Source organism: Candidatus Microthrix parvicella Bio17-1 (genome assembly GCF_000299415.1).
GTDB classification, from domain to species: domain Bacteria; phylum Actinomycetota; class Acidimicrobiia; order Acidimicrobiales; family Microtrichaceae; genus Microthrix; species Microthrix parvicella.
Genome location: NZ_AMPG01000005.1, coordinates 119269 through 145526, shown reverse-complemented (window position 1 = coordinate 145526; position 26258 = coordinate 119269). Strand labels below are relative to the sequence as shown.

At 66.7% G+C, this 26258-nt stretch carries 27 protein-coding genes; 17 read left to right on the top strand and 10 right to left on the bottom strand.

Translation table 11 applies throughout. From position 1 onward, the window contains the following. Positions 1-33: 33 nt before the first annotated feature. On the bottom strand, positions 34-1068 hold the full coding sequence (locus tag MPARV_RS0117680; protein ID WP_157789712.1) for a hypothetical protein: 1035 nt from the start codon (positions 1066-1068) through the stop codon (positions 34-36). 68 nt (positions 1069-1136) lie between these two features. Then, a complete protein-coding gene (locus MPARV_RS0117675; protein WP_020379214.1) occupies positions 1137-1844 on the bottom strand; it encodes a PI-PLC domain-containing protein in 708 nt (235 codons plus the stop codon). Between the two features lie 185 nt (positions 1845-2029). On the opposite strand from MPARV_RS0117675, the gene MPARV_RS0117670 reads away from it, so the two are divergent. The 11 genes from MPARV_RS0117670 to MPARV_RS0117620 all read left to right on the top strand — a co-directional run bounded on the left by MPARV_RS0117670 (position 2030) and on the right by MPARV_RS0117620 (position 12398). After that, complete coding sequence (locus MPARV_RS0117670) at positions 2030-2311, top strand: hypothetical protein (protein ID WP_051012049.1); 282 nt, start codon at positions 2030-2032, stop codon at positions 2309-2311. Positions 2312-2372: 61 nt separating this feature from the next. Further along, positions 2373-3035 (top strand): Sec-independent protein translocase subunit TatA/TatB, encoded by a 663-nt coding sequence (locus MPARV_RS23090; RefSeq protein WP_012228689.1) that lies wholly within the window; start codon positions 2373-2375, stop codon positions 3033-3035. Beyond that, entirely contained in the window at positions 3032-3814 is a 783-nt protein-coding gene (gene tatC, locus MPARV_RS0117660; RefSeq protein ID WP_012228688.1) for a twin-arginine translocase subunit TatC, read from the top strand. The genes MPARV_RS23090 and tatC overlap by 4 nt, the downstream gene beginning before the upstream one ends. Continuing rightward, a complete protein-coding gene (locus MPARV_RS0117655) occupies positions 3811-6576 on the top strand; it encodes a DEAD/DEAH box helicase (RefSeq protein WP_012228687.1) in 2766 nt (921 codons plus the stop codon). The genes tatC and MPARV_RS0117655 overlap by 4 nt, the downstream gene beginning before the upstream one ends. Further along, positions 6573-7259: a diacylglycerol kinase family protein gene (locus MPARV_RS0117650; RefSeq protein ID WP_020379211.1), complete on the top strand. Its 687-nt coding sequence runs from the start codon at positions 6573-6575 to the stop codon at positions 7257-7259. Before MPARV_RS0117655 ends, MPARV_RS0117650 begins: the two co-directional genes overlap by 4 nt. Before the next feature lie 42 nt (positions 7260-7301). Further along, positions 7302-8516, top strand: coding sequence for a M20 family metallopeptidase (locus MPARV_RS0117645; RefSeq protein WP_157789711.1), 1215 nt, complete (start codon positions 7302-7304; stop codon positions 8514-8516). 95 nt (positions 8517-8611) lie between these two features. Next, positions 8612-10225, top strand: coding sequence for an FAD-dependent thymidylate synthase (locus tag MPARV_RS0117640; RefSeq protein ID WP_020379209.1), 1614 nt, complete (start codon positions 8612-8614; stop codon positions 10223-10225). Positions 10226-10392: 167 nt separating this feature from the next. Continuing rightward, positions 10393-10935, top strand: coding sequence for a DUF4193 family protein (locus tag MPARV_RS23085; RefSeq protein WP_012228682.1), 543 nt, complete (start codon positions 10393-10395; stop codon positions 10933-10935). Next, positions 10932-11480, top strand: coding sequence for a hypothetical protein (locus tag MPARV_RS0117630; protein WP_020379208.1), 549 nt, complete (start codon positions 10932-10934; stop codon positions 11478-11480). The genes MPARV_RS23085 and MPARV_RS0117630 overlap by 4 nt, the downstream gene beginning before the upstream one ends. After that, complete coding sequence (locus MPARV_RS0117625) at positions 11477-11983, top strand: GNAT family N-acetyltransferase (RefSeq protein ID WP_012228680.1); 507 nt, start codon at positions 11477-11479, stop codon at positions 11981-11983. The genes MPARV_RS0117630 and MPARV_RS0117625 overlap by 4 nt, the downstream gene beginning before the upstream one ends. Then, positions 11976-12398: an NUDIX hydrolase gene (locus MPARV_RS0117620; RefSeq protein WP_031279109.1), complete on the top strand. Its 423-nt coding sequence runs from the start codon at positions 11976-11978 to the stop codon at positions 12396-12398. Before MPARV_RS0117625 ends, MPARV_RS0117620 begins: the two co-directional genes overlap by 8 nt. 46 nt (positions 12399-12444) lie before the next feature. On the opposite strand, the gene MPARV_RS0117615 is transcribed toward MPARV_RS0117620, so the two are convergent. From MPARV_RS0117615 to MPARV_RS0117605, 3 genes are all read right to left on the bottom strand, one after another. Then, positions 12445-13266, bottom strand: coding sequence for a crotonase/enoyl-CoA hydratase family protein (locus tag MPARV_RS0117615; protein ID WP_020379206.1), 822 nt, complete (start codon positions 13264-13266; stop codon positions 12445-12447). 37 nt (positions 13267-13303) lie between these two features. Next, the gene (locus MPARV_RS0117610; protein ID WP_012228677.1) at positions 13304-14785 is read right to left on the bottom strand and encodes a hypothetical protein; all 1482 of its coding nucleotides are present in this window, start codon (positions 14783-14785) and stop codon (positions 13304-13306) included. A 175-nt stretch (positions 14786-14960) separates the two neighbouring features. Next, positions 14961-16415: a mycothione reductase gene (locus MPARV_RS0117605; protein WP_202948859.1), complete on the bottom strand. Its 1455-nt coding sequence runs from the start codon at positions 16413-16415 to the stop codon at positions 14961-14963. A 55-nt stretch (positions 16416-16470) separates the two neighbouring features. Between MPARV_RS0117605 and MPARV_RS23080 the strand changes: the two genes are divergently transcribed. The 4 genes from MPARV_RS23080 (at position 16471) to MPARV_RS0117585 (ending at position 20571) form a co-directional block, all read left to right on the top strand. After that, complete coding sequence (locus tag MPARV_RS23080) at positions 16471-17610, top strand: phosphatase PAP2 family protein (protein ID WP_157789710.1); 1140 nt, start codon at positions 16471-16473, stop codon at positions 17608-17610. Continuing rightward, positions 17522-18700 carry an acyl-CoA dehydrogenase family protein gene (locus tag MPARV_RS0117595; RefSeq protein WP_020379203.1) on the top strand — a complete coding sequence of 393 codons (1179 nt, stop codon included), beginning with the start codon at positions 17522-17524 and terminating at the stop codon, positions 18698-18700. Before MPARV_RS23080 ends, MPARV_RS0117595 begins: the two co-directional genes overlap by 89 nt. A gap of 71 nt (positions 18701-18771) precedes the next feature. Continuing rightward, complete coding sequence (locus MPARV_RS0117590; protein ID WP_020379202.1) at positions 18772-19902, top strand: acyl-CoA dehydrogenase family protein; 1131 nt, start codon at positions 18772-18774, stop codon at positions 19900-19902. A 66-nt stretch (positions 19903-19968) separates the two neighbouring features. Continuing rightward, complete coding sequence (locus tag MPARV_RS0117585) at positions 19969-20571, top strand: FxsA family protein (protein ID WP_020379201.1); 603 nt, start codon at positions 19969-19971, stop codon at positions 20569-20571. Positions 20572-20582: 11 nt separating this feature from the next. On the opposite strand, the gene MPARV_RS0117580 is transcribed toward MPARV_RS0117585, so the two are convergent. The 5 genes from MPARV_RS0117580 to MPARV_RS0117560 form a co-directional block, all read right to left on the bottom strand. Beyond that, positions 20583-20870 (bottom strand): hypothetical protein, encoded by a 288-nt coding sequence (locus MPARV_RS0117580; protein ID WP_020379200.1) that lies wholly within the window; start codon positions 20868-20870, stop codon positions 20583-20585. After that, positions 20867-22021, bottom strand: coding sequence for a hypothetical protein (locus tag MPARV_RS25240; protein ID WP_020379199.1), 1155 nt, complete (start codon positions 22019-22021; stop codon positions 20867-20869). The genes MPARV_RS0117580 and MPARV_RS25240 overlap by 4 nt, the downstream gene beginning before the upstream one ends. A gap of 59 nt (positions 22022-22080) precedes the next feature. Continuing rightward, positions 22081-22791, bottom strand: coding sequence for an NYN domain-containing protein (locus MPARV_RS0117570; protein WP_020379198.1), 711 nt, complete (start codon positions 22789-22791; stop codon positions 22081-22083). Between the two features lie 185 nt (positions 22792-22976). Next, positions 22977-23753 carry a hypothetical protein gene (locus MPARV_RS0117565; protein ID WP_020379197.1) on the bottom strand — a complete coding sequence of 259 codons (777 nt, stop codon included), beginning with the start codon at positions 23751-23753 and terminating at the stop codon, positions 22977-22979. A gap of 34 nt (positions 23754-23787) precedes the next feature. Continuing rightward, positions 23788-24750: a TIGR03619 family F420-dependent LLM class oxidoreductase gene (locus tag MPARV_RS0117560; protein WP_020379196.1), complete on the bottom strand. Its 963-nt coding sequence runs from the start codon at positions 24748-24750 to the stop codon at positions 23788-23790. A 103-nt stretch (positions 24751-24853) separates the two neighbouring features. On the opposite strand from MPARV_RS0117560, the gene MPARV_RS0117555 reads away from it, so the two are divergent. Beyond that, positions 24854-25612: a hypothetical protein gene (locus tag MPARV_RS0117555; protein ID WP_020379195.1), complete on the top strand. Its 759-nt coding sequence runs from the start codon at positions 24854-24856 to the stop codon at positions 25610-25612. A gap of 220 nt (positions 25613-25832) precedes the next feature. Then, positions 25833-26252, top strand: a complete 420-nt coding sequence (locus MPARV_RS0117550) for a PPOX class F420-dependent oxidoreductase (RefSeq protein ID WP_020379194.1) — start codon at positions 25833-25835, stop codon at positions 26250-26252. Positions 26253-26258 lie beyond the last annotated feature (6 nt).

Genomic DNA, 26258 nt, shown 5'->3' with positions numbered 1-26258 from the left:
CGACCCGGACGGTCTCCTACGGACGGCGCTCCTCTACCGGCTGCCTTCGTTCGTGTCAGCGACCACGGTTTGATCGACCTCCGGATCGGGTGGGGGAGGAACGTGCAATACCAGTTGAGTGGACACTGTGGCGTCCCCGGTGGAGCGGAACGTCAAGGTGACGGGACCGGTCGGCGCACCGGGGCGATAGGTCACCATGCCCGACTCCGAGATGGACGCCGTCGCGACCCCCGTTGGGTCACCTTGGACGTCAGTCTGTGCACTTCCTTGGTCCAGAGCGGTGCCGCTGAGACGAATGATCACGGGAAGCAGTGTGCCCCCGGGATCCCGCTCCATCATGGCTGGAGTGCCGGGGCTGTCGACCTTGAGCGTATTCGCACCATCTGGGAGCTGGAGTGCCTTCGCCGCAGATTCAAGGGAACCCGAACCGAAGTAGAAGGCGCTGATCGCTGTGACGAGGGTAATGAGGGCCGTCACGATCTGCCCGCCCAGTGCAACGGCGTCGGAGTTGGGGCTGGCCCGGTACGTACCGGAGAAACCGTCGTCCGCAGTTCCAAACTCGCCGTCCGGGCCGGGGTCGGCGTTACGTTTGATGACTGGCCCTGGAAGGGCTGCGACCTGTTCGGTTGACAGGTAGTTGAATGATGTTTCCCTGCCGCTGCTGGCCAGATTTCCAAAGACCACATTGCTGAAGATGACAAAAATGATCAGGAGGATCAATGCGATCAACGCTCTGACGGTTCCGGATGGAAGCCCCAGGGCCTTGCTTGCGTCGTACAGACCAAGCCGCGCAAAGACGACGACGATCGCCAGGATGGAACCCAGGAATGCAACCGATCCAAGAACGATCTGGAGCGGGGCGGCCAAGTACATGTTTGATTCACGGAGGTTCCAGAGCGCAGCCACAGCCAAGGCAGGAGCGATGAACACGAGGATGGTCACGCCGCTGCCGGGGGAGACTTTGACTGCACGCCAAAATTGAGCGGCCTTGCCGTTGGATGCGACCATGCCATCGGACGTTTGAGGCTGAACCGGCGCCGGTGGGCCTCCACTCCTGGATTTGCTCATCGGTCGCTCCTCTGTGTATTTCGTTCAGGGTACGCCGATGAGAGCCGTTTTCAACGGGTTTGTGTTGGTTACGGCGACCCGGGGCCTCGTTGGGCCTCGTCCAGGCGATCCGGGTGTGTGCTCGAGACGGTGTCGATGCCCATCTGGGCGAACTCGCGGATCATGCGGACGTGCGTGGCGCCGCGGCCGACACAGAGCCGACCGAAACGGTGAAACATGGCGGTGAGCCCGCCGGTCCATTGGCCAAACATCATGGCCTGACCTTCGATCGACCCGGTTCTGAGTCGGTCGGCGTGCCGTTCCGGACCCGTTGCCATTGCAGCGAGGGGTGCCTCGTGGATAAATGCGGGCCGTTCATGCCCCAGGTCCGCCGCGGCGGTCTCCAGCAGCTCCAGGTCGGGACAACGGATCAGCATGCGTTCCAGGGCGCCGGCACCACGCGCCGCCAGAACCACGGCATCCAGCGTGGCCCGGTTCTCGACGGCCACCGACACCATCGGCACCTCATCGATGTCCATCGCCAGCAGGTCGGCCAGGGGAGGCGCCTCCGATTGGGCCGCTGGGGACGCTGCGTGGGGTCGGCGTCGCCAACCGAAGGTTGCCGACCTGGCGAGGAGGACGATGTGGTCGGCGCTGAGCCGACCCGATACCTCCCAGCCATCGGCACCGAGTCGACGGGCCAGTGCGAAACCGGCCAGGGAGTGGTCGACCTCCTGTTCAGGCGCGCCGCCGTCGGCGAGGTACACCGTAGGACCGTCAAGGGTGGGATGGGCCATGCCCCATGGTGCGCCACGTTGCACCGACGATGAAAGTCCAGGTGGGTAATTCGACTTCTCGCAACGCTCGATCGTGTCGTTCCCTCACAGCGCGGCTTCGCGATCCGATACGAAAGGGTGCAAACCGCATCAGATGAGGTGAACCCGTGGCGTTGATCCGAGCAACCTGTTCCGATTGTGGGGACGTGGAGCTGCGTTCCCCTGGCTTACAGCTGCGCGTCTGTGCTGAAACCGGTGCTGCGACCTACATCTTCAGGTGCCCCACGTGCACCATGGCCGAGGTGCGGCCCGCCAAAAGTGACGTGGTCGAGGCGCTGGTGTCGGCAGGGGTGTCGCTCACCAGGTGGTCGTTGCCGGCCGAGCTGAGCGAGTGCCGGTCCGGCCGACCGATCTCCCACGATGACCTGCTTGCCTTCCACGAGATCATCCATGGCGATGAGTGGACGTCCGCCTTCGGGAATAGCTGACGCGGTCGGCTTGGCCTGGGGCCTCCAAGGTCTTGTGTTGGGCCGTCGGTAGACTGTCCGGGTGGCCACGGCCCCCGGAGTTGCAACTTTGATGTTTGGTCTGATTGACAGCCTCGGTGGCGGGGAACTGTTGGCTGTGCTGATCATGCTGATGGTGGTGGTTGGTCCCGACCGACTGCCCGAGGTTGCGCGCAAGATCGGCAAGGGCATCGCTCAGGCCCGCGCGCAAATTTCGTCGATGTCCGACGAGGTGCGCGAGGTGGTTGACGACCCCGCCATGCAACCGCTGAGGGAGATTGGCGAATTCGCAATGCGGCCGCGCAAGAAACTGTCCGAGATCGTGCGCATGGCCGAACTGGACCTCACCGAGGAATCTGCGGCCAAGAAGGCCGCGGCCGTGGCTTCGGATACCACTGGCAGCACAGGTTCGGACCAGGTTGAGGAACGAAATGACGAGCCTGGGGAACCCCCGCGGGCCGGCCCCCAGCTTCCGCTCAACGTCGACGACAAGTTGGCGGGTCGCAGCGTACCGGTCGACGTGGAAGTGGCGGCCGAAGCAGAAGCGGTTGCCGAGGCCATGTCGGACCCGGAGGCTGAGGTTGCGGCCGCGGACGAACAGCCTGAGGTTGCTGGTGAGGCGGCTCAGGGGCCGGACCACGTGGCGTTCAGCACACGGGCGGCGCCCCTGGTGGATGCGAGCGATCAGGTGGACGCAGACTCGTGACCTCAGACGTGACCACCGACGACGAAACCCGCCTCGCGGGCGACATGACGCTGGTCGATCACCTGCGCGAGTTGCGCGATCGGCTGGTTCGGTCGGCGCTCGCCATCCTGATCGGGGCGCTCCTCGGATGGATTTTTTACGAGCGCATCTTTGATTTCCTCACGTTGCCGTATTGCGACGCGGTTGGAGCCAAGCGGGGCACCTGTGCGCTGACCAGCTTCGACCCGCTGGAACCGTTTGGTTTCCGGGCCCAAGTCGCCGCCTATTCGGGAATCTTCTTTGCACTGCCGGTGATCTTCTACCAGTTGTGGCGATTCATTGCGCCCGGGCTGTATCGAAAAGAGAAGGTGTACGCCGCCACATTCGTCGTTGTCTCGACCACGCTGTTTCTGGCGGGCGCGGCGGTGGCGTACCTGACCCTGCCGAAGGCGTTGGAATTTCTCTTGAGCGTGGGTGGGGAGGGCATCAACAACCTGACCAACGTCACCAAGTACACGACGCTTGTTCTGTTCACCATGGCGGCCTTCGGGGTGGGTTTCGAGTTTCCAATCGTGTTGATCGCTCTGCAGTTCGTTGGCATCGTCCAGCCTTCGACGCTGGCGAGGTGGCGGCGGGAGGCCGTCGTTGGAATCACCGCGCTGGCGGCGCTGATCACTCCCAGCGTCGATCCGATCTCCATGTTTGCGCTGGCAATCCCGCTGTACGTGTTCTACGAGGTGTCGATCCTGGTCGGGAAACTGATCGTCAGACGGCGGGAGAAGGCGCTGCGGTCCTCGTGAGCCGGTTGCAGGGGGCGATCACCCCCGATGAGTTTCAGATCAGGGCGATCGAGGCGATCGACGACGGGGAGTCGGTGCTGGTCGCGGCGCCCACGGGTGCGGGCAAGACCTTCGTGGCCGAACATGGGATCGAACGGGCCCTCGCCCAGGGCCGCCGGGCGTTCTACACCACTCCGATCAAAGCGCTCTCCAACCAGAAGTTTCGTGACTTCTCCGCCCGCTGGGGTTCGGCGCGAGTGGGTTTGCTCACCGGGGACAATGCGCTGAACGGCTCGGCCGACCTGGTGGTGATGACCACCGAGGTGCTGCGCAACATGATCTATGTGCAGAGTCCAAACCTGGCGGGTCTGGGCGTGGTGGTGATGGATGAGGTGCATTACCTGGCCGACCCTCAACGCGGCCCCACGTGGGAGGAGGTCATCATTCACGCGCCGGCGGGTGCACAGTTGGTGGCCCTGTCTGCCACGGTGTCCAATTCCGAGCAACTCGGCGAGTGGATTCGAGCCCTGCGAGGGCCGACCCGCACGGTGATCGAGCACGAGCGCCCCGTGGAACTGCGCCCGCTGTACCTGGTGGCCGACCGTACCGCCCAGGAGGATCACCTGTTGGGGCTGTTGGTGGACGGGCGTCCCAACCCGGAAGGCCACCGATTTGATGCACAGTTGCCCTCCGGACGGGGACGTGGCGCCGGTGGTCCTCAGCGGAGTCAACGCCGTCGTAGGGGTCCGTTCGGTGCTCCACGAAAAGTGGAGTCGGTGCTGCGGCTCGACGGCGAGGGGCTGCTGCCGGCGATCTGGTTCATATTCAGTCGCAACGGCTGCGACGAGGCCATGGCGGCGTGCCGGGACTCGGGGGTGCGCTTCACCACCGCCGAGGAGCGGGCCATGATCCGAACGATCGCCAAAAACCACACCGCCCAGTTGGGGGTCGCCGACCTCAAGGTGTTGCGCTACGAGCGTTGGCTGTCGGCCCTCGAGGCTGGAGTCGCCGCCCACCATGCCGGCATGGTGCCGTCGTTCAAGGAGGCGGTGGAGGAGGCGTTCTCGCTGGGTTTGATCAAGGTGGTGTTCGCCACCGAGACGCTGGCCCTGGGCATCAACATGCCCGCCCGCACCGTGGTGATCGACAAGCTCACGAAGTTCACCGGTGACGGCCACGACTTCCTGACCCCTGCACAGTTCACCCAACTGACAGGTCGTGCCGGGCGACGGGGCATCGATGAACTGGGATACGCGGTGGTGGCCTGGTCGCCGTTCGTCACCTTCGAACAGGCGGCAACACTGGCGGCCAGCCGCGAATATCCCCTCCGATCCGCCTTCCATCCCACCTACAACATGGTCGCAAACCTGGTGTCCCGCTACGAGCGGGATGAGGCGCTGGGAGTGCTGCAGCGCAGCTTCGCCCAGTTCCAGGCCGATGCCGACCTGGTGCGCCTGCGGGCCCGCCTCGACCGGGTGGAAGGCGTGTTGGCTGAGGCCGAGGAACGTGCCGTCTGCGAACTGGGCGATGTTGGGGACTACGCGGCGCTCGTCCTGGCCGAACGGGCCGTTCGACCAGTCGGGCACGACGACCTGACAGGCTCCGCCGGCGTCAGCGCGGAGATCACCGATGCGGTGGGTGACCTGGTGCCGGGTGAGGTGATCCAACACCCGGGGTCCGAAGACCGGGTGGTGGTGCTGTCGGTTGCTCACCGGTCACGCGGTCGGGTTCGGCTTCGGGTGGCCGACCGCTCGGGGCATCCCCATCGGCTGACACACATGGATTTCGCGGAGGAGCCGACCGTGGTGGGGAAAGTGGACCTGCCGGTGCCCTACAGGCCGGAGACCGACCAGTTTGCGCAGGAGGCCGGCGTCGCCCTCGGACGTCTGAACCCCCGACGCGCCGTGGGGCACGCTCGCACGAGGCCCACCGACGACGCACCGGAATCGATTCTCGGGGCGCAGGATGCTGCCGTTGTTCCCCCGGCGGAAGATCGGCGGGTGGGTGCTGCGGCGGAGCATCCGGTTGCCCGGTGCCCCGACGTTGACGATCACCTGACGGCGTTGGATGAGGTGGGCCGCCTGGGCCGGGATCGGGAGACGTTGCGGCGCCGGATCGCCGGGCGCGACACGGCCTTGGAGCGAGACCTGAGAGCGCGGGTGTCGGTGCTGGAGGCCCGGGGGTATCTCGACGGCTGGCAGCTGACCCCACCAGGCAAACGCCTGGCACGCCTCTACCACGAGGCCGACCTGGTGATCACCCACGCGATGGAAACTGGGCTGCTCGACGGGTTGAACGCGGCGGAGTTGGCCGGGTTGATCTCGGTGTTCACCTACGAGCACCGCAGCTCCGAGCCGCCACCCGAGCCACGTTTTCCCAACTCGATACTCCGGCGGCGATTCCGCCAGATCGAGCGCGCCACACGGCAGGTCAACGAGGCCGAGGAGGCCGCCGGGCTCCCGCAGACCCGAGGACCGGACCCCGGCATGGTCGAGGTGGCCTACTCGTGGGTGGCCGGAGCCGGACTCGCTGACGTGGTGGACGAAGACCTCTCCGGCGGTGACTTCGTGCGCTGGATCCGTCAGTTGATCGATCTCACCCGTCAGATCGCCGAGGTGACCGACCGGCCCGGCCTGGCGGTGACCGCTCGGGCGGCCGTCGATGGCCTGCACCGGGGCGTGGTCTCCACGATGACCGAGCTGGAGTTCGAGACGGGTTTGACGACCGACGCAGCCGCTGCTGACCGGTCCAACGACACCGCATCCGGTTCACCGCCGGCGTGACCATCGCGAAGGGGGTGCAGTGGGGCCGTCCCTGCTCGCTCGAAATCGGTCGGCCGGTGGCCACGAGCGATGCCGAACTGGCCGAACTGGTTCGTCGCCAGGTGCTCGATGGTCCGAAGCCGAACCCTGGCAGGTTCGAGGGTGCCACCGCAGTCGGGCTGGCCGGAGGTGACCTGTTTGTCACCCTTGGCGGCGCTGCCGGCGGCCGAAGCCCCAGCGGCCCTGATGCCTGGCTTTTTCCGCTCGACGCGATGGTGGTTCGCTGTGACTCTGACCGTGCCGCGGGCGGGGCGATGGCGGCCGTGGCCCACGTGGTGGCGTTTCGGCAGCCGGCCCGCTCTCGTGGTGGGGAGCTGCGGCACATGGGTTGGTTTGAGGCCGAGACGCTGGTGGTGGCCAACGCGGCCTTCCTCGGCGACTGGAACATCGCGCCGCGCGGTCACCCCAACGACGGACGCCTGGAGGTGACCCGCGGGTCGCTACCCAGGCGTGATCGGCGGCGCCTCGGCGCCCGTTTGCGCACGGGCACGCACCTGCCTCACCCGGACCTGGCCACCTCGCGGCCCAAGTCGGTCGACTCGGCGGGTGGCCCGTGGCGACTCTTCGTCGACGGGCTGGACCACGGCATGGTGGACCGCTTCACTGTGAGCGTTGTTCCGGATGCGTTCGCCGTGGTGATGTAGGCCGGGCGCCGCCCGTCGCTGCGCTGCTCCTACATTGAGATGATGGTGAACGACGCGAGTGCAACGCCCCACAGCATCGGCCAGACGGCCGCCCAGGCCCGAGTTGCCGAGGAGATCGACCGGTTGGCGGATCGGTTGCTGGACGTTTCGCATCGCATCCACGCCGACCCGGAGTTGGCATACGCCGAATACCACGCCCACGACCTGCTGTGTGGGGTGCTGGAGGAGGCGGGCCTCCACGTCACCAGGGGTGCGTACGGCCTCGATACGGCATTCGAGGCACGGGTGGGTGGGGGATCGGGCCCAACGGTGGCGATCATCTGTGAGTACGACGCGCTGCCGGGAATCGGTCATGCCTGCGGTCACAACATCATCGCCGCCGCCGGGCTTGGGGCAGCGTTGGGCGCCTCATCGGTGGTCGAGGAACTCGACGGCAACCTGGTGGTGCTGGGTACCCCGGCCGAGGAGGGTGGCGGCGGCAAAATCGCCATGATCGATGCCGGGGCACTGCTGGGGGTCGACGCGGCGATGATGGTGCACCCGTCATCGGCTGACGTCGAGTCGATGTATGCCATCGCCGTTCAGCAGGTGAAGGTGACCTACCACGGCAAAGCCTCCCATGCTGCCGCTCACCCGGAACTGGGTCGCAACGCGCTCGACGCCGCCGTGTTGGGCTACAGCGCCGTTGGCGCGTTGCGTCAGCACATCGCTCCCGACGAGCGAATCCATGGCATCTTCACCGAGGCCGGGGACCAGCCCAACGTGGTGCCCCGGCGCGCTGCGGCGCACTACTACGTTCGTTCGGGCACGCTGGCCCGCCTCGAGCAGCTGAAGCCACGGGTGCTGGCTTCGCTTGAGGGCGGAGCGCTCAGCGCCGGTTGTGAGATGGAGGTCGTCTGGGTGGATTCCCCGTACGCAGAGCTGGTGCACAATGCCACCTTGGGTGCTCGCTACAGCGCCCACGCTGCGCTCCTGGGGCGGAGCGTGGCCGGGGTGGAGCACGCCTCGCTGACCGTTGGCTCGACCGACATGGGCAACGTCAGCCTCGAGGTGCCCAGCATCCACCCCACGATTGCTGCAGCGCCGCCCGACAGCTCGATCCACACCGAGGCGTTTGCGGTCGCCGCCGCCTCGCCTTCGGGCGACCTGGCGGTGCTCGATGGTGCCAAGGCCATGGCCGGCGTTGCCGTCGACCTCTGGGCCGATCCCAGCGTGCTGACCGCAGCGACGGAGGAATGGCGCTCGGTGACGCACTGACCCCCATCACCGCTCGGCTGGGGGAACCGCCGGGGTGGACGGCTTTGGATCCCACCATGGCCCAGAGTTTGGCCGGAGTGAAATAGTCTCGGCTCGTGTTCACCCACCAGGCCGAGGAGTTCACCGACGACGAGGCGCTGGTGTTGCGCCGGTATTTCACCAACCTCGATCGACCGGTGTTTGCACTGACCAACCTGCCCGAGGTGGTGAAGGGGGCGTTGTTCGCCCGCTACAGCCGATCGGCCAAGTCGCTGCGGCGGCTGTTTCTGGACGAGTTTGCGGTTGACCTGGAACTGACCGCTGATGTCGGCACCGACGCCGGGGTTGGTTTGGAACGGGCGGAGAAGCTGTACGACAAGGTGTTCGTCGAGTACGGCGACGACTCGGTCGCCCAACTGGGTGGGGTGCACCTGGCGTGCGAGCAGGCATCAAACATCCTGACCAAGCTGCTCGAATGGGGTCGCCTGGCCAGCTACCTGGAGCAGTCGACCCGCTACATCCCCTACGACGCCCGGGTCAACGGTCGGTTCCGGTACTACCGCGACCCCGAGGTGCTCGCATCACGCCTGGGCGCCCGCTATGTCGGGGACATGGACGACCTGTTCGACACCTATTCATCGCTGCTCCCGGTGCTTGGCGACCACTTCCGTCGGGTGTATCCCAAGCATGCAGACGACTCCGACTTTGTGTATCGCCAGTCGATTCGCGCCAAATCCTTCGATGCGCTCCGGGGGCTCCTCCCGGCCGCCGCTCAATCCAACGTGGGCATCTACGGCAGCGGCCAGGCCTACGAGGCGCTTCTCCTGCGCCTTCGTGCCCATCCGCTGCCAGAGGCCCGTGCGTACGCAGATGACATGCTCCACGAACTGCGCAAGGTGATCCCATCCTTCCTGAAGCGGGTGGACGTGCCAGACCGGGGCGGCGCCTGGAGCAACTATCTGGCGACCAACCGTTCGACCATGTCAGAGGTCGCCGAGCGGCTCTTCGACGGCCGCGTCGACAGCGAGGGTGACGCCGCAGTGCGTCTGGTGGACTGGGATCCCGAGGCCGAAACCAAGATGATCGCCGCCATGTTGGCCCCCCACACTCATCTGAGTGACGCAACGCTGCTCGCCGAGGTGGCCGCAATGGGTGCTGATGACCGTCGTGCGGTGGTCGCCGCGTACGTGGGGCAGCGGTCCAACCGGCGTCACAAGCCGGGTCGAGGGCTCGAGCGGGTGAACTATCGCTTCGAGGTGGTGGCCGACTACGGAGCCTTCCGCGACCTCCAGCGGCACCGCATGATGACGATCGAGTGGCAGAACCTGACGCCGCACCACGGCTACCTGCGGCCGGCCGAGGTGGATGACGCCGGTGCGGCGGCCGAGTACGACCGGGCGATGGCAACCTCGGCGGGTTTGCATGATCTGTTGGCTCGACAGTTCCCAGACCGGGCGAGCTATGCCGTGGCGCTGGCCTACCGGGTTCGCTTTGTCATGAACCTCAATGCGCGGGAGGCCATGCATCTGACGGAGTTGCGTTCGGCACCCCAGGGGCACGTGAGCTACCGGGTGGTGGCACAGCAGATGCACCGGGCGATCGCCGAGCAGGCGGGTCACCGGTTGGTGGCCGAGATGATGAGTTATGTGGACCATGGGTCTGGCGTGGAACTGGAGCGTCTCGAGGCCGAGCGCCGGGCGGAGGCCAGGCGCGGTGCGGCCGCCGAATAGGGCGCTTCCCGGCGTCCACGGGTGACTTTTTGTGCGCTGGGGTGGACGCCGCCGAGTCCAGGTTGTAGGCAATGCACCGGCTTCGCCGAGAAGCCGGGTCGGCGAGGACGCGAGAGCTGTCTATGATGCCGCCCGACCACCCGCTGACGTTCTGAGGATTTACTGCAATGGCTGCTGACGACATCGATGATCTCGAAGATGATGCAGACGAGCTCGACGACCAGGTCGAAGAGCTCGACGAGGAGCTCGACGACGACGATCTGTCCACCGACCTGGATGAGGACCTCGTTGAGGTCCCCGAGGAGGACGACGACGACTCCGACGATGCCTCTGCGGCCGCCAAGGCGCCGTCCGAGGACGATGCCTCAGCGGCCGCCAAGGCGCCGTCCGAGGACGAGGACGACGAGGAGGACCTTGGCCCCGATGACGTCGAGGCCGACCTCGACACGATCCTCAAAGGGAAAATCGCCTCCGAGGACGACCTCGATGATGACGATGAAGAAGAGGAAGAGGCGCTTGTCGTTCCGGTGAAGAAGCCGGCACCGGTGGAGCAGGCAGATGGGGTGACGGCCAAGCAGGAGGGCGAGTTCACCTGCCCCGGGTGCTTTATGGTGGTGCATCCACGCCAGTTCGGACGGCGGGTCAACCCCACGTGTCCGTCCGGCGAGGAAGACTGCCCTGGCATCCAGATCGCATTCGGAATGTCGTGATCCCGGCTGCCACGCTCCCCGTTGAAGCCCCCGAGGACGTGCTCTTCGACACGCCGCTCGCGCGGCTGGCCATCGGCTCGGCCGGTGCTGTCGACCGATTGATCACCCGTACCCAGGGTCAGATGGCGCTCGGCGTGCGACTTGGCCGGCTCGTCTGCGCCCATGCCGGTCTTCCGATGGATCCTCCTGGACTCGACCTGGGGGACCGCCCGCGGCTGCATCCGGTGCGCCAGATGACCCGCCCGTCCAACGTCAGCCCGCTTCGCGTCGAGGACCGACTCTCGGCGATGAGCGCCAACGACGGGCCGGCACCCAGCGGAACCGTGGCGCAGACCGTTTCGGTGCAACCGACCCCATCTGAGCCATTGCCAGTGGTTGGCGACCTGGCCATTCCTGGCTTTGATGAGCTTGCCGCCTCCCAGGTGGTGAAGCGTCTTGACGCGTTGACCGCCGCTGAGCTGGCCGCCATCGGTGCCTACGAGCAGGCCAACCGCGGGCGACGCACCATCCTGACGCGGGTTCGTCAACTGCAATCGTCGATGTGACGGGGCCGATCGAAGCTCGCAGTGCCACCCTGGACGAGCTGCCAACCGTGCTCGAGTTGGTCCGTCAGGCCCACGACGGGCAACTCAACCAGCGTGATGGCGGTACCTGGGCGTTGGCCAACGCAGCACCGGTCACCGAGCAGCGACTCCGAGACCGCTTGGCCGACGGCCTGGTTGTGGTCGGCACGGTGTTTGATGTGCCGCTCGGGGTGACGGTAGCCCGCCTTGAGCCCGTTGCAGATGGCCTCCTGGCCGTCGTCGAGGAGATCCACACCCATCCCGATGCCCGCGGGGTGGGCGTCGGGCGACACATGATCGAAGCGGTGGAAAGCTGGGCTCGCGCTGCGGGATGTATCGGTATCGACTCGCTGGCGCTCCCGGGTGACCGGGCCACCAAGAACTTCTTTGAGGCGGCCGGTCTGATCGCCCGGGCGATCGTGGTGCATCGAAGTTTGGCGTCCGAAGAGCCTCCCCCGCACCGGTGGAGCCTTGACGTTGGGTGAACGGCCTCAGGTGGCCGTGGGTGCGGTGGTGCAGCGCGACAACGAACTGTTGTTGGTGAGGCGAGCGACCGCACCCGACGTGGGCGCATGGACGTTGCCTGGCGGCCGTGTGGAGCACGGCGAGTTGCTTGCAGAAGCTGTGATTCGTGAACTTCGGGAGGAGACCGGTGTGGTGGGGGTGTGCAGCAACCAGGTCGGCATTGCCGAACTCCTGCCCGACTCGGCCGGGACCCGTGCCCACTACGTGGTCGTCGACTTCCAGGTGACCCTGTTGGATCCGCATCAAGAGCCACAAGCGGGATCGGACGTCTCAGACGCACGCTGGGTACCTGTGTGGGATGTTGCCGCTCTGGATCTCACGCCTGGCCTGGCAGAGTTTCTTTCGGCCAACGAGATCATCGACACCATCGCCTGAGTGGCTGCGGGGCGTTGGCCCCGCAGCCACAACACGAGGACCGGGTTCAGCGGCCCTTCCATACGGGGTCGCGCTTCTCGAAGAAGGCCGTGAGACCTTCACCGAAGTCTTCGGCGCCGAACATCTTGGCGATTCCCTCGTTGGACAGCCGCCAGCCGGTCTCCTCATCGGCCAGGGCCGACTCAAGCACGATCTTGCGACTCTCGCGGACGGCCAGCGGAGCAGCCTTGGCCACCTGCTCGGCCAATTGGACGGCACCGTCCAACGCATCGGCCTCCTCGGTCAGGGCATTCACCCAACCGAAGTGATGAGCCCGCTCGGCCGGGAAGTCCAGGCGCCCGGTGAGCACCAGTTCCATGGCCACGTTGCGGGGCAACACGCGGGGAAGCCTGAACAGCCCGCCGCCGGCGGCGACGAGATTGCGCAGCACCTCGGGTACGCCGAACACGGCCGTCTCCGACGCAACGACCATGTCGCAGGCCAACACGATCTCGGTTCCCCCGGCGAGTGCCGGACCGTCGACCGCGGCGATCACCGGCTTGGTGCGCTCACGTGCGACGAACCCGGCGAATCCGCCCTTCTCGGTCATCATGGCGCCCGGGTCGGTGCTCATGGCCTTCAGGTCGGCTCCGGCCGAGAAGATCCAGCCCTTTTCGGTGCGCGCACCGGTGAGCACTCCGACCCACAGGTCGTCATCAGCTTCCAACTGGTCGATTGCGGCCTCGATGCCCTGAGCCACGTCGCCGTTGACGGCGTTGCGTGCCTCGGGACGGTTGATCGTGATGATTGCGACGTGGCCGCGGCGCTCCATGAGCACCTTGTTGTTGCCCTCGATCACCGGACTGGCTGTGGTTTCCTCGTTCGTCATCGTCCCAAGTTAGGAGCCGGCGACGGGTTGGGGCGAGTTACTCGGCGTCGGTCGCGTCGGGCACGACACCCTCGTGAGTGTCGGTGTCGTCAGCCACCGACACGGGAGCCGTCTCGGTGGGTGGCGCTGCGTCCGCGGCCGGCGCCTCGGTCGGGGCCTGGTCCGTGGGGGCCTGGTCCTTGGGCACGCCGCCGCCGGGCGCGTTCCGCTGTGGTCGATCGCGCGGTGGTCGATCGCCCTGCCTGGCCTCGTTGGGCTTGCGCCCCGGTTTCGCCTTGTCACCACCGGGGCGGCGACGCCTGGGTGGGTTTTTGGGCGCAGTGGCAGGGTCCACGCCGAACTTCTTTGCCAGTTCGGGTAGCCGGGAGGCCACAGCCCGAACGGTGCCCAACAGTTCCTCGCTGGGCTTCGCCGGGATGTGGTCGAGATCCACGAGCGCACGAATGGGGGAGAAGGCCAGCGCGTCCAGCAATGCGCCCCACCGGTCGTCGGTCATGGCGTCGTCCACGGAGTCGACCACGGCACCGGCCAGTCGCGTGGCCAGATCGCCGGGCAGCGGGGCACCGGCCTTGGGGGACCGACTGGATACCCGCAACGCACGGATCACCCGACCGGCCCCAATCAACGCTGAGATTTCCTCGGCCCACGCGGTCTGTTCGGTCTCGACGCGACTGTTCAGTGCGTCGCGCAGCCGGCTGGCCAGGGCACGGGTGTCCTCGTCGTTCGCGGCCGTGTCGCCGGCCACCACCACCGAACGGAGGTCGCGTAGGTCCACCTCGTCGGCCTGTTCCACGGCCGCCTCGGCGCGATCGCGCCATTCTGCCGTTCGGAGCTGTTCCTGAAGCTGTTCGGCCAGTCCGATCAGTGGTCCGGGCTTCACCTCTGGGCGACCCTCGGCCTTGTTGTGCTCGTTCTGTTCCTTGATGGCGGCGCGCACCGCGGGCAGGCCGCCTGCGATCAGCTGATCGGCAACGGGTCGCTGCTCGTCCGGCAACGACGCCAGTACCTCGTTGCGATGGGTCTTTCCGGCGCGCAGCCGCTTTGCCTTGGGCCGGGTGGGCACCTCGGGCGGCGCCGGGCGATGCGGACGGTCGCCGCGACCGCGGCCGTCGTCGCGCCCGCCACCTTCACCCCGGTTGTCCCGACCTCGGCCACGGCCGCGATCACGGTCGCCTTCTCGGCCACGTCCCCGGCCTCGACCGCCGTCACGGTCGTCTCGGCGTCCGCCGCCCCGACCCTTCTCCGCCAGCTTGGTGGTGACCAACTGGGAGGGTTCGTTCGAAATGAGCTCGAGGGTCGTGGCCTCCTTGCGTTGGCGTCTGGCCGGAGTGATGTTGGTGAGGTCGATGCCATCGAGACCGAAGTCGGCCTCGGCCTTGAATTGGTCGCCCACCTTGGTCCCCTCGGGCAGCAGCGTCCGGGGGCCCTCGCCCTTGGGTTGCTTGGCCCCGACGACACGCCAGGTGAAGCGGTCGTCGCCGGGAAGGCTGGTGATTTCGATCTCGAGGCGGCTTGACATGGTTGGCTCTCTCGTCGGTGCATGGGCCCGCCGTGCGGTGGCGAAGGGCCGGGGTCGGTCTGGGGTCGGCACAGCAGTGCTGACGCGCCACGGTCTCGGGCGGTGCCCGAGACCGTCTATCAATCGTAGCGTTCTGCGATGCGGGCGCTGGGAACGTCACCCTGGTACGGGCGTCCTACCCCTCCCAGGGTTTGAACTTTCCGCCGGTGCTCGGAGCGTGGGGTACCTCCAGCAGCAGCTGCTCCACCACCTCGGTCAGCGCCGGGTGGGGATAGATGACGGTGCGGGCGACCTCGTCGGCCGTGTTGCCCAGGGCCATGGCCTGGGCGAGTGGCTGGATCAGGAGCGACGCCTCATGGCCCAGAATGTGAGCACCGAGGATCAGGCGCGTCTCCGGGTCGACCAGCACCTTCGCGAACCCAACCGAGTCCTCCATCGCCCAGCCATAGGCGGTGGAGCCGAAGTCGCGTCGGCCAACGAGATACGGCCGGCCCAACGCCTGAAGCGACTCCTCCGAAAGGCCGACCTGAGCGACCTCCGGATGGCTGAACACCACGTGGGGTACGGCCGACTCGTCGATCCGATGCAGATCGTCCGGATGGGAAAGGTTGTGGCCGACGATGTCGGCCTCACGGTTGGCCAGGTGTTTGAGTTGGAGGGGGTTACGGATGTCTCCCAGCGCCCAGACGCCGGGTGCGTCGGTGGCCAGCGTGTCGTCGGTGATCACATAGCCATACTCGTCGAGGCGCACCCCGGTGCGTTCAACGGCCAGTTGGTCCCCGTTGGGGACACGTCCGGCGGCCACCAGCAGGGTGTCGCCCTCCACCACCGAACCGTCGGAGCAGTGGGCAACAACCCCGGCCGCGGTCGGTTCCACCGAGGTGACCGTCACGTTGACCCGCAGGTCGATCTGCCGGCCGAGCGCCCGTGTGAATCGGGTGCCGATTTCCCAGTCTTCGTGGCTGAGCACCCGCGATGACCTGCCGATGACCGTGACCTCCGCGCCGAAGGTGCCGAACACGTGCGACATTTCGGCTGCGATGAAGCCGCCCCCGATGATGACGAGGTGCCCGGGCACCTCGTCGATGCGCATGATCGTGTCGGAGGTGTGAAACGGGACCGTCTCAAGGCCCGCCACCTGGGGTATGCGGGGGCGGGCACCGGCGGCAAGCACCATCCGGTCGGCGCTCACCTGTTGGGTGGCCCCGTGAGCGTCGACCACCTCGACGGTACGGTCGCCGACGAAGGTCGCCTCACCGTTGTAGACCGTGAGGTGATCCTGGCCTTGGCGGTAGTCCTCACCTCCGGCGGCGATGGGATCGATGCGACCAAACGTGCGATCCCGGATCTCCCTCCAACGCACCCCGTCCAGGGTCAGGTCCACCCCAAGTGCTCGTGCCTCCTGGGCGAGGCGGATCACCGTTGCCGGGTAGATGAGCATCTTCGATGGGATACAGCCCCGGTTCAGACAGGTGCCGCCGAAGGCCCCGCGTTCGATCATGGCCACCGACAGGTGCTCAAAGCGCTCATCGAGGAACGTGTTGCCAGAACCTGAGCCGATGACGCACAGGTCGTGATGCGCCGTGGTGGTCGACGGAGAAGCGGGGGTTGGGGTGGTTGGGGAGGTCACCGAATCATCCTGCCAGGTCCCCGGCGGGGGCGGCCCCAGCGGGCACACTGGGCGGGTGAGCGGGACGAGCATCACTATCGATGAGCGGGTCGAACTCTGCGGCGGCCTCCCAACGGTGTCGTGGCGTACCTGGGTCGTGGCGCGTGCGCTTGTCCTGGTGGTTGCGGGCGTCCTTGGCGTGGCGGTGCTGTATCTGGTCGCCGTTCGCACGGGCATCGGCCAGCGGCTGGACGATGCGGTGGTCAGCGGCCGTGCGGAGCAGCGGAGTTGGTTTCGTTGGTCGGTTGTGGCACGCCTGACGCGTCGGAGTGGCCTGGCGCTGTTGGCTGGGGCCGCGCTGGCCTTCGGATGGGCGTTGTCGCGGCGACGTTTTGCTCAGGCGGCCGCCGCAGCGATGGTGATCGGTGGATCATTCGCCACCTCCGAGATGCTGAAGAAGGCGGTACTGGATCGCCCGTCGTTGGATACGACCTACCCCTTCAACAGCTACCCGTCCGGACATGCCACCGTGGCGGTGGCTGTCGCAGTGGGGCTGATTCTGGTGGCGCCTCAGCTTTGGCGGGGCACGGTGGCCCTGGTGGTCGGGGCGCCGGCCACGATGGTGGCCAATGGCACCTTGGCAATCGGCTGGCACCGACCCTCTGACGCCATAGGTGCGTCGCTGGTGGTGTTGGCCTGGAGTGCCGCCACTTTTGCTGTGCTCACGTTGCTTGGGGGCGCGTCGCGGGCGGGCCCGGGACGCGCCCGTCGGGTGTCGTTCGGTTTCTGGGTACTGGGCGCGGTGACGCTGATCGCCGCTCTGCCCGGCTTGTGGGAGCTGGGCGGACTGCTGAGGCGGCTCAGCAACCCGGAGCGTCTGGCCACCGGGGAGCTGAAGCACCTCTACAACACCGCCGACCTCCTGGTCCTCGCCTCGGTGACCGGCGTGATCGCACTGGTCCTGGTGATGCTGCACGGCGTGTCGTTGCACCGTGCCGGTGGGCCTCGACGCTCGGCCCCAGCGCGGTCAACCGCCCACGTGCGCTGGGCCGGCAGCAGAGCAAAACGAGAACGCGTTATCGTTCGTCCCCGCACCGTCGCCATCATCAGCCCATCGGGGGAGAACCATGCAGCTGGCCTACACCGCAGAGCAAGAGGCGCTTCGCTCCGAACTGCGGGGCTACTACGACCGCATCCTCACCGCCGAGGTTCGTGAGGCGCTTCACGTTGAGGAGGGAGTGGGCAAGGTGCATCGGGAGGTCATCGGTCAGATGGCCCGAGACGGTTGGATGGGCATTGGCTGGCCCACCGAGTACGGCGGCCAGGGCCGCAGCCAGATCGAGCAGTTCATCTTCTACGACGAGTCGATGCGGTCCGGCGCTCCGGTGCCGATGCTCACGATCAACACGGTGGGTCCCACCATCATGAAGAACGGCACCGACGAGCAAAAGCGGCGTTTCCTGCCCCGGATCCTTGCCGGGGAGATCCTGTTTTGTATCGGCTACAGCGAGTCCGAGGCCGGCACCGACCTGGCCTCGTTGACCACCAAGGCCACCAGGGATGGCGACGAGTACGTCATCTCCGGTCAGAAGATGTGGACTTCGCTGGCTTCCGACGCCGACTACTGCTGGTTGGCTGTGCGCACCAATCCGGAGGCTGCCAAACACAAGGGCATTTCGATGATCGTGGTGCCGATGGAGACCGAGGGCATCACCATCGAACCGCTGCACCTGCTGAGTCAGCACGACATCAATCAGGTGTTCTACGACGACGTGCGGGTGCGGGCCGACAACCTGGTGGGCGGCGAGAACAACGGTTGGTCGCTGATCGTCGACCAGCTGAATCACGAGCGCGTCACGCTGTGCTCGTCAGGTTTACTCGAACAGGCATACACCGAGGTGCGCGACTGGGCCTTGGCCACCCGCAACGCCGACGGCCGTCGGGTGATTGACGATGAGTGGGTGCAGATGAACCTGGCCCGCGTGCGCTCGGGGCTCGATTACCTGCGCCTGATCAACTGGAAGGTTGCCTGGACCGGAACCCAGGGCACGCTGGATGTGGCGGATGCGTCCACGATCAAGGTGTTTGGAACCGAGTGGTACCTGGAGTCGTTCCGGCTGCTTACGGAGATCCTCGGACCTCGCGGGTACGTGGCCCGCGGCTCGGCCGGCGATCTGTTGGCCGGGCGCCTCGAAATGAACTATCGCTCGCTGCTGATCCTCACCTTCGGGGGCGGAACCAACGAGATTCAACGAGACCTGATCGCCATGTTCGGCCTGGGGATGCCCCGGCCGTTGCGGGCGTAGCGACGCGACGAACCTGTTGCGCCCGACGTACAACCGACGCTGGTGGACGTAGACCCAAAAGGGACAAGAACATGGACTTCTCCTACGACGACTCCGAGCAGGCGATCGGTGACCTGGCACTTCAGGTACTGACCGACGGCAGCGACCCTGCCGGGCTGCGGGAGCTGGAACGACCGTCCGACGGGTCGGCGCCCGGACCGCGTTTCGACCGTGCGCTCTGGGCCACGCTGGCGGACACCGGCATTCTCGGGGCCTGCCTGCCGGAGGATCTGCCCGGCGGCGGGGGAGCGGCGTTGGGGCTGGTGGCCATGGGGCGCATTTGTGAGGCCCGGGGGGCAACCGCGGCAGCCGTGCCGTTATGGGAGACGCTGGCGCTCGGAGCGCTGCCGCTGGCGCATTTGGGGTTCGGAAAGGTGCGCGACTCCTGGCTCGACCGAGTGGCCGCCGGCGACGCGGTCTTGACCGCCGCATGGCATGAGGACGGCGGCGAGCCCGGCGTCCCAACGGCCCGCATGTCCGAGAACGGCGGTGGGGTGACCGTCACGGGTTCCAAGGTGGCGGTGCCCGCCGGCCAGATCGCCGACGCGGCGGTCGTGCCGGTGACTGGCTCCGACGGCGAGGTTGCACTCGTCCTGGTTGAACTCAATCAGCAGGGGGTCACCCGTACGCCGTTGCGAACGACGGCGGCCAGCCCGGACGCCAACCTTGATTTTGTCGGGGCGACCGGTGACGTGATCGCCGTGGGCGCCGATGCCTTGAGCTGGGCCTGGCAACGGGCGGTTGCCACCCAATGCGCCGTCGTGACGGGCGGGGTGGCGACCGCCATGGCGATCACGGCGCAGTACACCAAAGATCGGAAGCAGTTCGAGCAGCCGATTGCCGCGTTCCAGGCGGTTGCCCACCGTGCGGCTGACGCGTTTGTCGATACCGAGGGCGTCCGCCTGACGGCGGCGCAGGCACTGTGGCGTCTGGAGGCCAACATGCCGGCTGCGGCCGAAGTGGCCATCGCCAAGTACTGGGCCGCCGATGCCGGGCAGCGGGTGGTGCATGCAGCAATGCACCTTCACGGCGGCATGGGCGTCGACCGCGACTACCCGGTGCACCGCTACTTCCTGCAAATGAAGGAGCACGAACTGCAACTCGGCGGCGCCAGCCGCAGCCTGGTTGCCCTCGGCAGGCTCATCGCCGCCGGGGAGGCCTGACCCAAAGCGTCACTGCGCCGACCGGCGACGTCCCGCGCGGCGCCACCGCCGGTACGGTGTCCCCACATGTTTCTGGTGCTGCTCCTCCTGCTGGTTGTCGTTCCGCTGGCTGAGTTGTGGGCGATCATCGCCGTGTCCGACGCCATCGGCGGTTGGCCGACGATCGCTCTCCTGCTCTTCGACAGCCTGCTTGGCGCCTGGCTTTTAAGGCGGCAGGGGAAGGGGGTGATGGCCAAGGTCGACAACCGTCTCCGTGTCAACGAGTTGCCCACCGACGAACTGGTGGATGGTGTCCTGATCCTCGGAGCGAGCGCTTTGATGATCACCCCGGGTTTCATCACCGACATCACGGGCTTCCTCTTGCTGTTGCCGGTCACCCGGATACCTCTTCGCTCCCTGTTGAAGCGACGCTTCACCGCCAAAATGGGCCAGGGGTTTCAGTTCGTTTCGATGGGCTCCCCGGGTGGCGCCGGCGGGTTTGGCTTCAGCGGGGGATTCGGCAGAGCCTCAACCAGCACGTCGGCGCGGTCGTCGACACCGCAGGGAGCCGGACGGATCTGGGATGCCGAGGTGGTCGAGCCCGACGCCGAGCTGTCCGATCCAGGGGTGTCGGATCCGGGGCCCGGGGGGCAGGGTCCGGGGCGACCGACCGGCTGCGACTCCGGCTGAGCGAGTGGTCGTCAGCGTCGGCGTCGGCGTCGGCGTTGGCCGGCGCGGCCGGCGGCGGCCACGGTGTGATGTGTTCCGTGGACCAGACGCTCCGCCATGGCCACGGACCCAAGCTGTGCCCGTCGCCAGCGGTTGATGACAGGCAGGGCAAACGGTCCGATCAACCAGCACAGCGCAGCCGCCTTGGCCGGATCCAATCCGGCTCGTTCGCCCCTCGTCCAGCCGATCGAACCCCAGATCAGCGCCCAGGCGACGGCGACAAGCGACCAGATACTGAGACTCCACAACAAGGCGGTCATCGATCGAGTCCTTCGGAGGTTTCCCACCAGGTTGCCGGGGGTGGGGGAGGAGTTCCGGCCGACGGTGGCGATGGTGGTTGGGGAGGCGGCGGTGATGGGGGTGGCGGCGGTGGAGCCGAGGCCGGTTCTCCAGCGTGGGCCGGTTGCTGCTGCGCCCGGTTCCTGCGGAGCGAGGGAAATGCGGCGCCGACGGTCAACAGGGCCACCCCGATGATGGCCAGGATCGGGCCGTTTCCTGCGCCCGCCCCTCGCAGGCCATCCGCGGTCTGACCGACCAACTGATCGCCGAGGCCGGACGGAGCAAACTCTGCGGCGCGGAGCTCCAGTGCATCGGTCGGCACCAGCCGCACCACGAATCCGCTGATCAACAGGGTGGCACCGGCAAGGATCAACAGTGAGATGCCGAAGATTCCACCAAGTAGGCGGGGGGTTGCGCCGCCACGGGTCATGGTCCACAGCGCAGTCACGACCAACCCAAGAATCAGTGTGCCCAGAAGCTGTCCCAACACCGGAATCTCCGCTCCTGTCACGGTGAAGTTCGCAGCTTGGAGCCACGTGTCCCCTCTGGAAAGGGCCACGATGGCGATCCCGCCGAGCACGATCCAGCCACGAACCGTGCCCAGCGGCCCGCGTGAGAGCCAGGACTTGAAGGTCAAGACCGGTGGACGCCCGGCGCCACTCAACAATGCAGCCATGGCCGATGCGCCAAACAACAGCTGACCTGGGCCGGGCAACAGGCGGACGGGGGCGCCATCGAGGGCTTCCAATGCAGTCCGCCCGACCGACAGGGCGGCCAACAACTCGGCGATCAGGTTGGTGCCAAGCACCAACCCGGCAGCGGCCAGGGCCGCCAGGGACACCGACTTGCTTCTCGGAACCGGGGGATCGAGCGGTGAGGTCGGGGGAGGGTCGGGTCTCAGCGAGCCTGAGAACACCACGAGGGCACAAGCCAAGGCGCACACAGCCAACACTGGAAACCGCGCGGCGTAGGTGATGCCCGCCCCAGGGGTGATCGAAGGGCCCATCCAGGGAAGCAGCGTGACGCCCACCGCCATGAGGGCGCCGGAGAGTCCTCGGGTGGCTCGTGCCGACCAGGGGATGCCATCAAGTCGGGATCGACTGAGCAGTTCCGGTGTGGGCGGTGGGCTCATCAGGGAATCGCACCATCAGGTTCGGATTTCATCTCCCGAACCGTAGCTGACGACGTGCCTCAGGGCTGGAGGGGGGTAAGCGTGCGAAGCGAGGGTGCGAACACGCCACCGGTGGGCAGGTGGGCCAGATCGAATCGGTTCAGTGGCTTGGGGAACAGGTGCGGGATCTCCTCTGGATCGAGGAACTCATACCCGGCCTCGTCGGTCCAGCCGCACAGCTCGCGATAGGCGACCACCATCACCCTCCAGCCGGCCGCCTTGGCCGGGTCGGCGGTCACGCGGGCGAGGTCCTGGTCGGCCGAACACACGATCAACGTGCCTGGCTGGTCTCGCTCGGCCAGGCGCTGGGCGCTCGCCGCAACCAAGGCGTCGTCGATGTCGCCTTCGTCGCGGTCCCGACAGAACACGGTGAACCCGCTCTGGCGGGCAGCGGTCACGAACGGTGCAACCTGGGCTGCACGGTTGGACACCACCGAGAGAAACAGCAGGGCCTCGACGTCCATCGGCGAACCCGGGCGCCGGCCCTCAACCGTTTCCGTGGACGGTGTGCCCTGACCGACCAGCCACTTGCCGAATGCGTCGTATTGGGGGCGAACCACGGTGTGATGGTCTGCACCGGTCACCGAGAAGAGCGAGGCGTCCATGTTTGGCGCGTCCCAGAGGCACAGCACCAGCGGTCGCCGGCGATCGTGATGGTCGGGCAGCGGAACCTTGGGCACCGGGTGATCGCTGCCGTTGGCCACCACGTCCTCGAGGTTGGGCGTACGCATAGTGCTCCAGGGTCTAGTGCGACACCGTCGCCACCGTCGGAGATGCCACCAACTGCTTGGGGCCAACAATACCCGTCGAATGTCTGAGCCACCCGCGCCGGGCTGGGAGAACGCCGCCGTAAATCCTCGTTATGTCAAGTGACACGGTTCGGCAGGGTGGTTGACGAATCGTCATCCGGGACGACTCACCGGGTTTTCAAGCGCCTGGTGAGCGACCGGAGCTGCTTGAGCGGTTCGCCCGCCGCCGGGTATGCGTCTGCGAAGCGTGCGGGCAACGAGCGATTGCGACGGATCCAGCGGTCGAGCTCCGGCCCGGACTCGAAACTGGAGATGAGCCCATGCCGGGGCTGATCTCCACGATGCACCACCACGTGCCAGAGCCGTTGTGTGTCAACCACAAAGCGGGACCCTCGGTGCAGCGGAATTCGAATCTCGGTTGCCGGATCGGGATAGCCGTCGGGATCGTTGTCCATCAGCATCATGTAGCTGTCTGGATTGTCGGTGAGTTCGAGCCAGGAACGGACCACCCAGCCTGCGTTCTCCGGGTTGTAACGGTTGTTCTGGTCGCGGTGCAGCAGCGTCTTGGCCTCGCTTCTGGCCTGGGGCTTGAGCGAAATCACCCGGACGCGCCCGAAGTTGCAACCAACGTCTTGGACGTACCGCTGAAGCGACGGCGCCACGGAGGCATTGGCGGTCCAGATGCCGTCCTTGTCGGCTCGGCGAAGGTTGGAGAAGCCCACGCAGTTCATTCCACCGTCGACCGAGGCGAGCGGCGCAAAGTGTGTGTCGCCGCCGGACTTCCAATCGAGGTAATCGAGGCTGCGCCACTCACCCTCCGGGCAGACCTCGGGTGCATCGGTCAGCCGCACGGCGCCGGTTGCCCAAAGGACGTCGAGGCGTGGATGTCGGGTGTGCAGATCGAGCGACCGGCTGAGTTCGGCGTCCAACGGCAGGTCGATCATTGGTGGATATTCTGCCCGATCGACGGTTTCGCTGCTACCCCACCGCGGCACGAAATGCCTCGACGAGCCCCGTCAGCGCCTCGGTGGCGGGCCCGAGCCCGGCGGGCACCACCATGGGTACCTTGAAGTCGGTGATGCCCAGCTCGACCCAGGTTGGTGCCGCCGTCACCGTGGCCGCCAGGTCGAGGACGCCGTCGCTGTCCATGATGGCCGGGAGGTAGCTGGTCACCTGTACGGTCGCCGGGTCGCGTCCGAGTTGCTCGAGCGCCTCCCGCATCGCCCTCACTCCCCCTTTGAGGTCCGCGACGGCCGGACCCCACGGGATCCAGCCGCTGCCGAAGCGGGCCAGCCGTTCCATCGAGCGCCGCTGCACGGTGCCGCCGATCCAGATCGGCACTCCGCCGGCCTGAAGAGGCTTCGGCATGGCGTGGATGCCGTCGAAGCTCAACTCCGGTGATTCATAGGAGGCTCGGCTTTGGCCCCAGAGCGTTTGGCAGACCTCGAGGGTGTGGTCGAGTTGTCGGCCGCGTGCTGCGAACTCCAGCCCGGCGGCGGTGTACTCCTCCTCCTGCCAACCGACTCCCACCCCCAAATCGAACCGCCCGCCGGACAACACGTCGAGCGTCGCTGCAGTCTTGGCAAGCACCACTGGCCGTCGCAGTGCTGCGAGCAGGATGCTGGTGCCCAAACGCACCCGGGTGGTCTGTCCGGCCAAGAACGCCAGGGTCGTCAACGGCTCCAACCAGTGCCCGTCGGGTCCAGTCGGCTGGCGTCCACCCTTGGTACCCCCACGCGTGGGGTCTGCATAGGCCTCGGGGTTCTCCCCAAACACCACATGGTCCGAAAGGATGATCCGGTCAATGCCTGCGGCGTCGGCGGCGACGGCCGTGTCGACCAACCGATCCCACCCGCCGGGGTCATCCGCCGCAAAGTTTCGGGGCTGAATTGTCAGCTGTGGTCGCGCGGGGAGGGCCTGCCGGCCGAGGAGCGGCGTCATCTGGTGGACCCTATCGACCCAGGTGCCGCGCGGTGCCGAGGCGACGCGATGGCGCCACTCCCCTCCCGTATCCTGGCTTGGCAGCCAAACCCGGGAGTCGCCAATGGCCGGAGCCATCGACAGGATCTTTCATCCCGCCATCGAGCGGGTGGCGCGCACGCGCTACCCGGCTGCCCGTGACATGGTCGAGGAGTTGCGTCGCAAATATCGGCCCGGCAACTCCGACGAATTGATCAAGCTGATCGCCAAGCGTTACATCCGTGAGCTCGCTGCGGTGTCCGCCCTCGCTGGCGGAGCGGCGGCGATACCGGGTGCCGGCAGGGGCACGGCAATGGTGTCCGGCACGGCAGACCTGGCCTACTCGATCACCAAAATGGGCGAGATGATCCTGGCCATTGGTATCGCCGCGGGACACGATGCCCAATCGTTGGAACAGCGGCGCAGTTGGGTGGTCAGCGTGCTGACGATGGCCAACGGTGCATCGGCTGGAGTCGAGGGTCTTGCGGGGCGGCTTGGCTCCGCCGGCGGAGCCAAGCTGGTGAGCCAGATCCCGGACGAGGCCCTCGTTACGCTCAACGCCAAGCTGAGCGCCCAGTTGCCGACCAGGTTGGGAATCGAACATGGGGCGTTTCGAATCGGTCGAATGGTTCCCTTCGGCATCGGTGCCGGTATCGGCGCCGCCGGATCAGCGGTGATCACCCGGTCCACCGCCAAGGCCGCCGGAAGGTTCTTCCAGCTCGAACCCACGGGTCACATTCCAGGTGGTGCCGTTGGGGATTTGTCGGTTGACGGCCTGGCGGTCGCGCTTGGTCCAGCCAACGTTCAACTCGCAACGCAGGCCGACGCGCCGCCTCCAGACTGAGGGGCCACGCCGGTTCATCCTGGGGTACTCGGCGACCTTTCCGATTGTTCGCCGAAGCCGGGGTCACGACGGCGACCTACAACCCGAATTGGGGCTCGGAAGGTAGCTGAGTTTGTCGCCAGAGATCCGCGATATGAATCGCTCCGGGCTTCTTGGAGGCTCTTATGTGGCCTGAGTCGGTGGCGAGACTGGACACGTCGGCAGGACTACGTTCGGGCCCATGGACCTCACCGATGCACTGACATGGGCGGCCAAGCGCAAGCACGGCGTGCTCATCACCATCCGCTCCGACGGGAGACCCCAGTCGTCGGACATTGTCTACGGGATTCGCGACGGACTCTTCGAGATTTCGGTGACCAACGGTCGGGCCAAAACCGCCAACATGCGCCGCGACCCGCGCGTGGTTCTCCACCTCACCGACCCGGCCACCTGGTCGTACGTGTCCTTCGATGCCCGGGCGGAACTCAGCGAGCCGACCAAGCGGGCCGGCGATGCCACGAGCGACCTGATGGTGGACTATTACGCAGCCGTCGCAGGAGAGCCCCACCCCGACCTGGGCGAGTACCGGCAGGCCATGGCCGACGAGGGCCGCCTCCTGGTCCGGCTGACGCCGACCGGCGTAGTCGGCCAGGTCCACTGAGCCGCC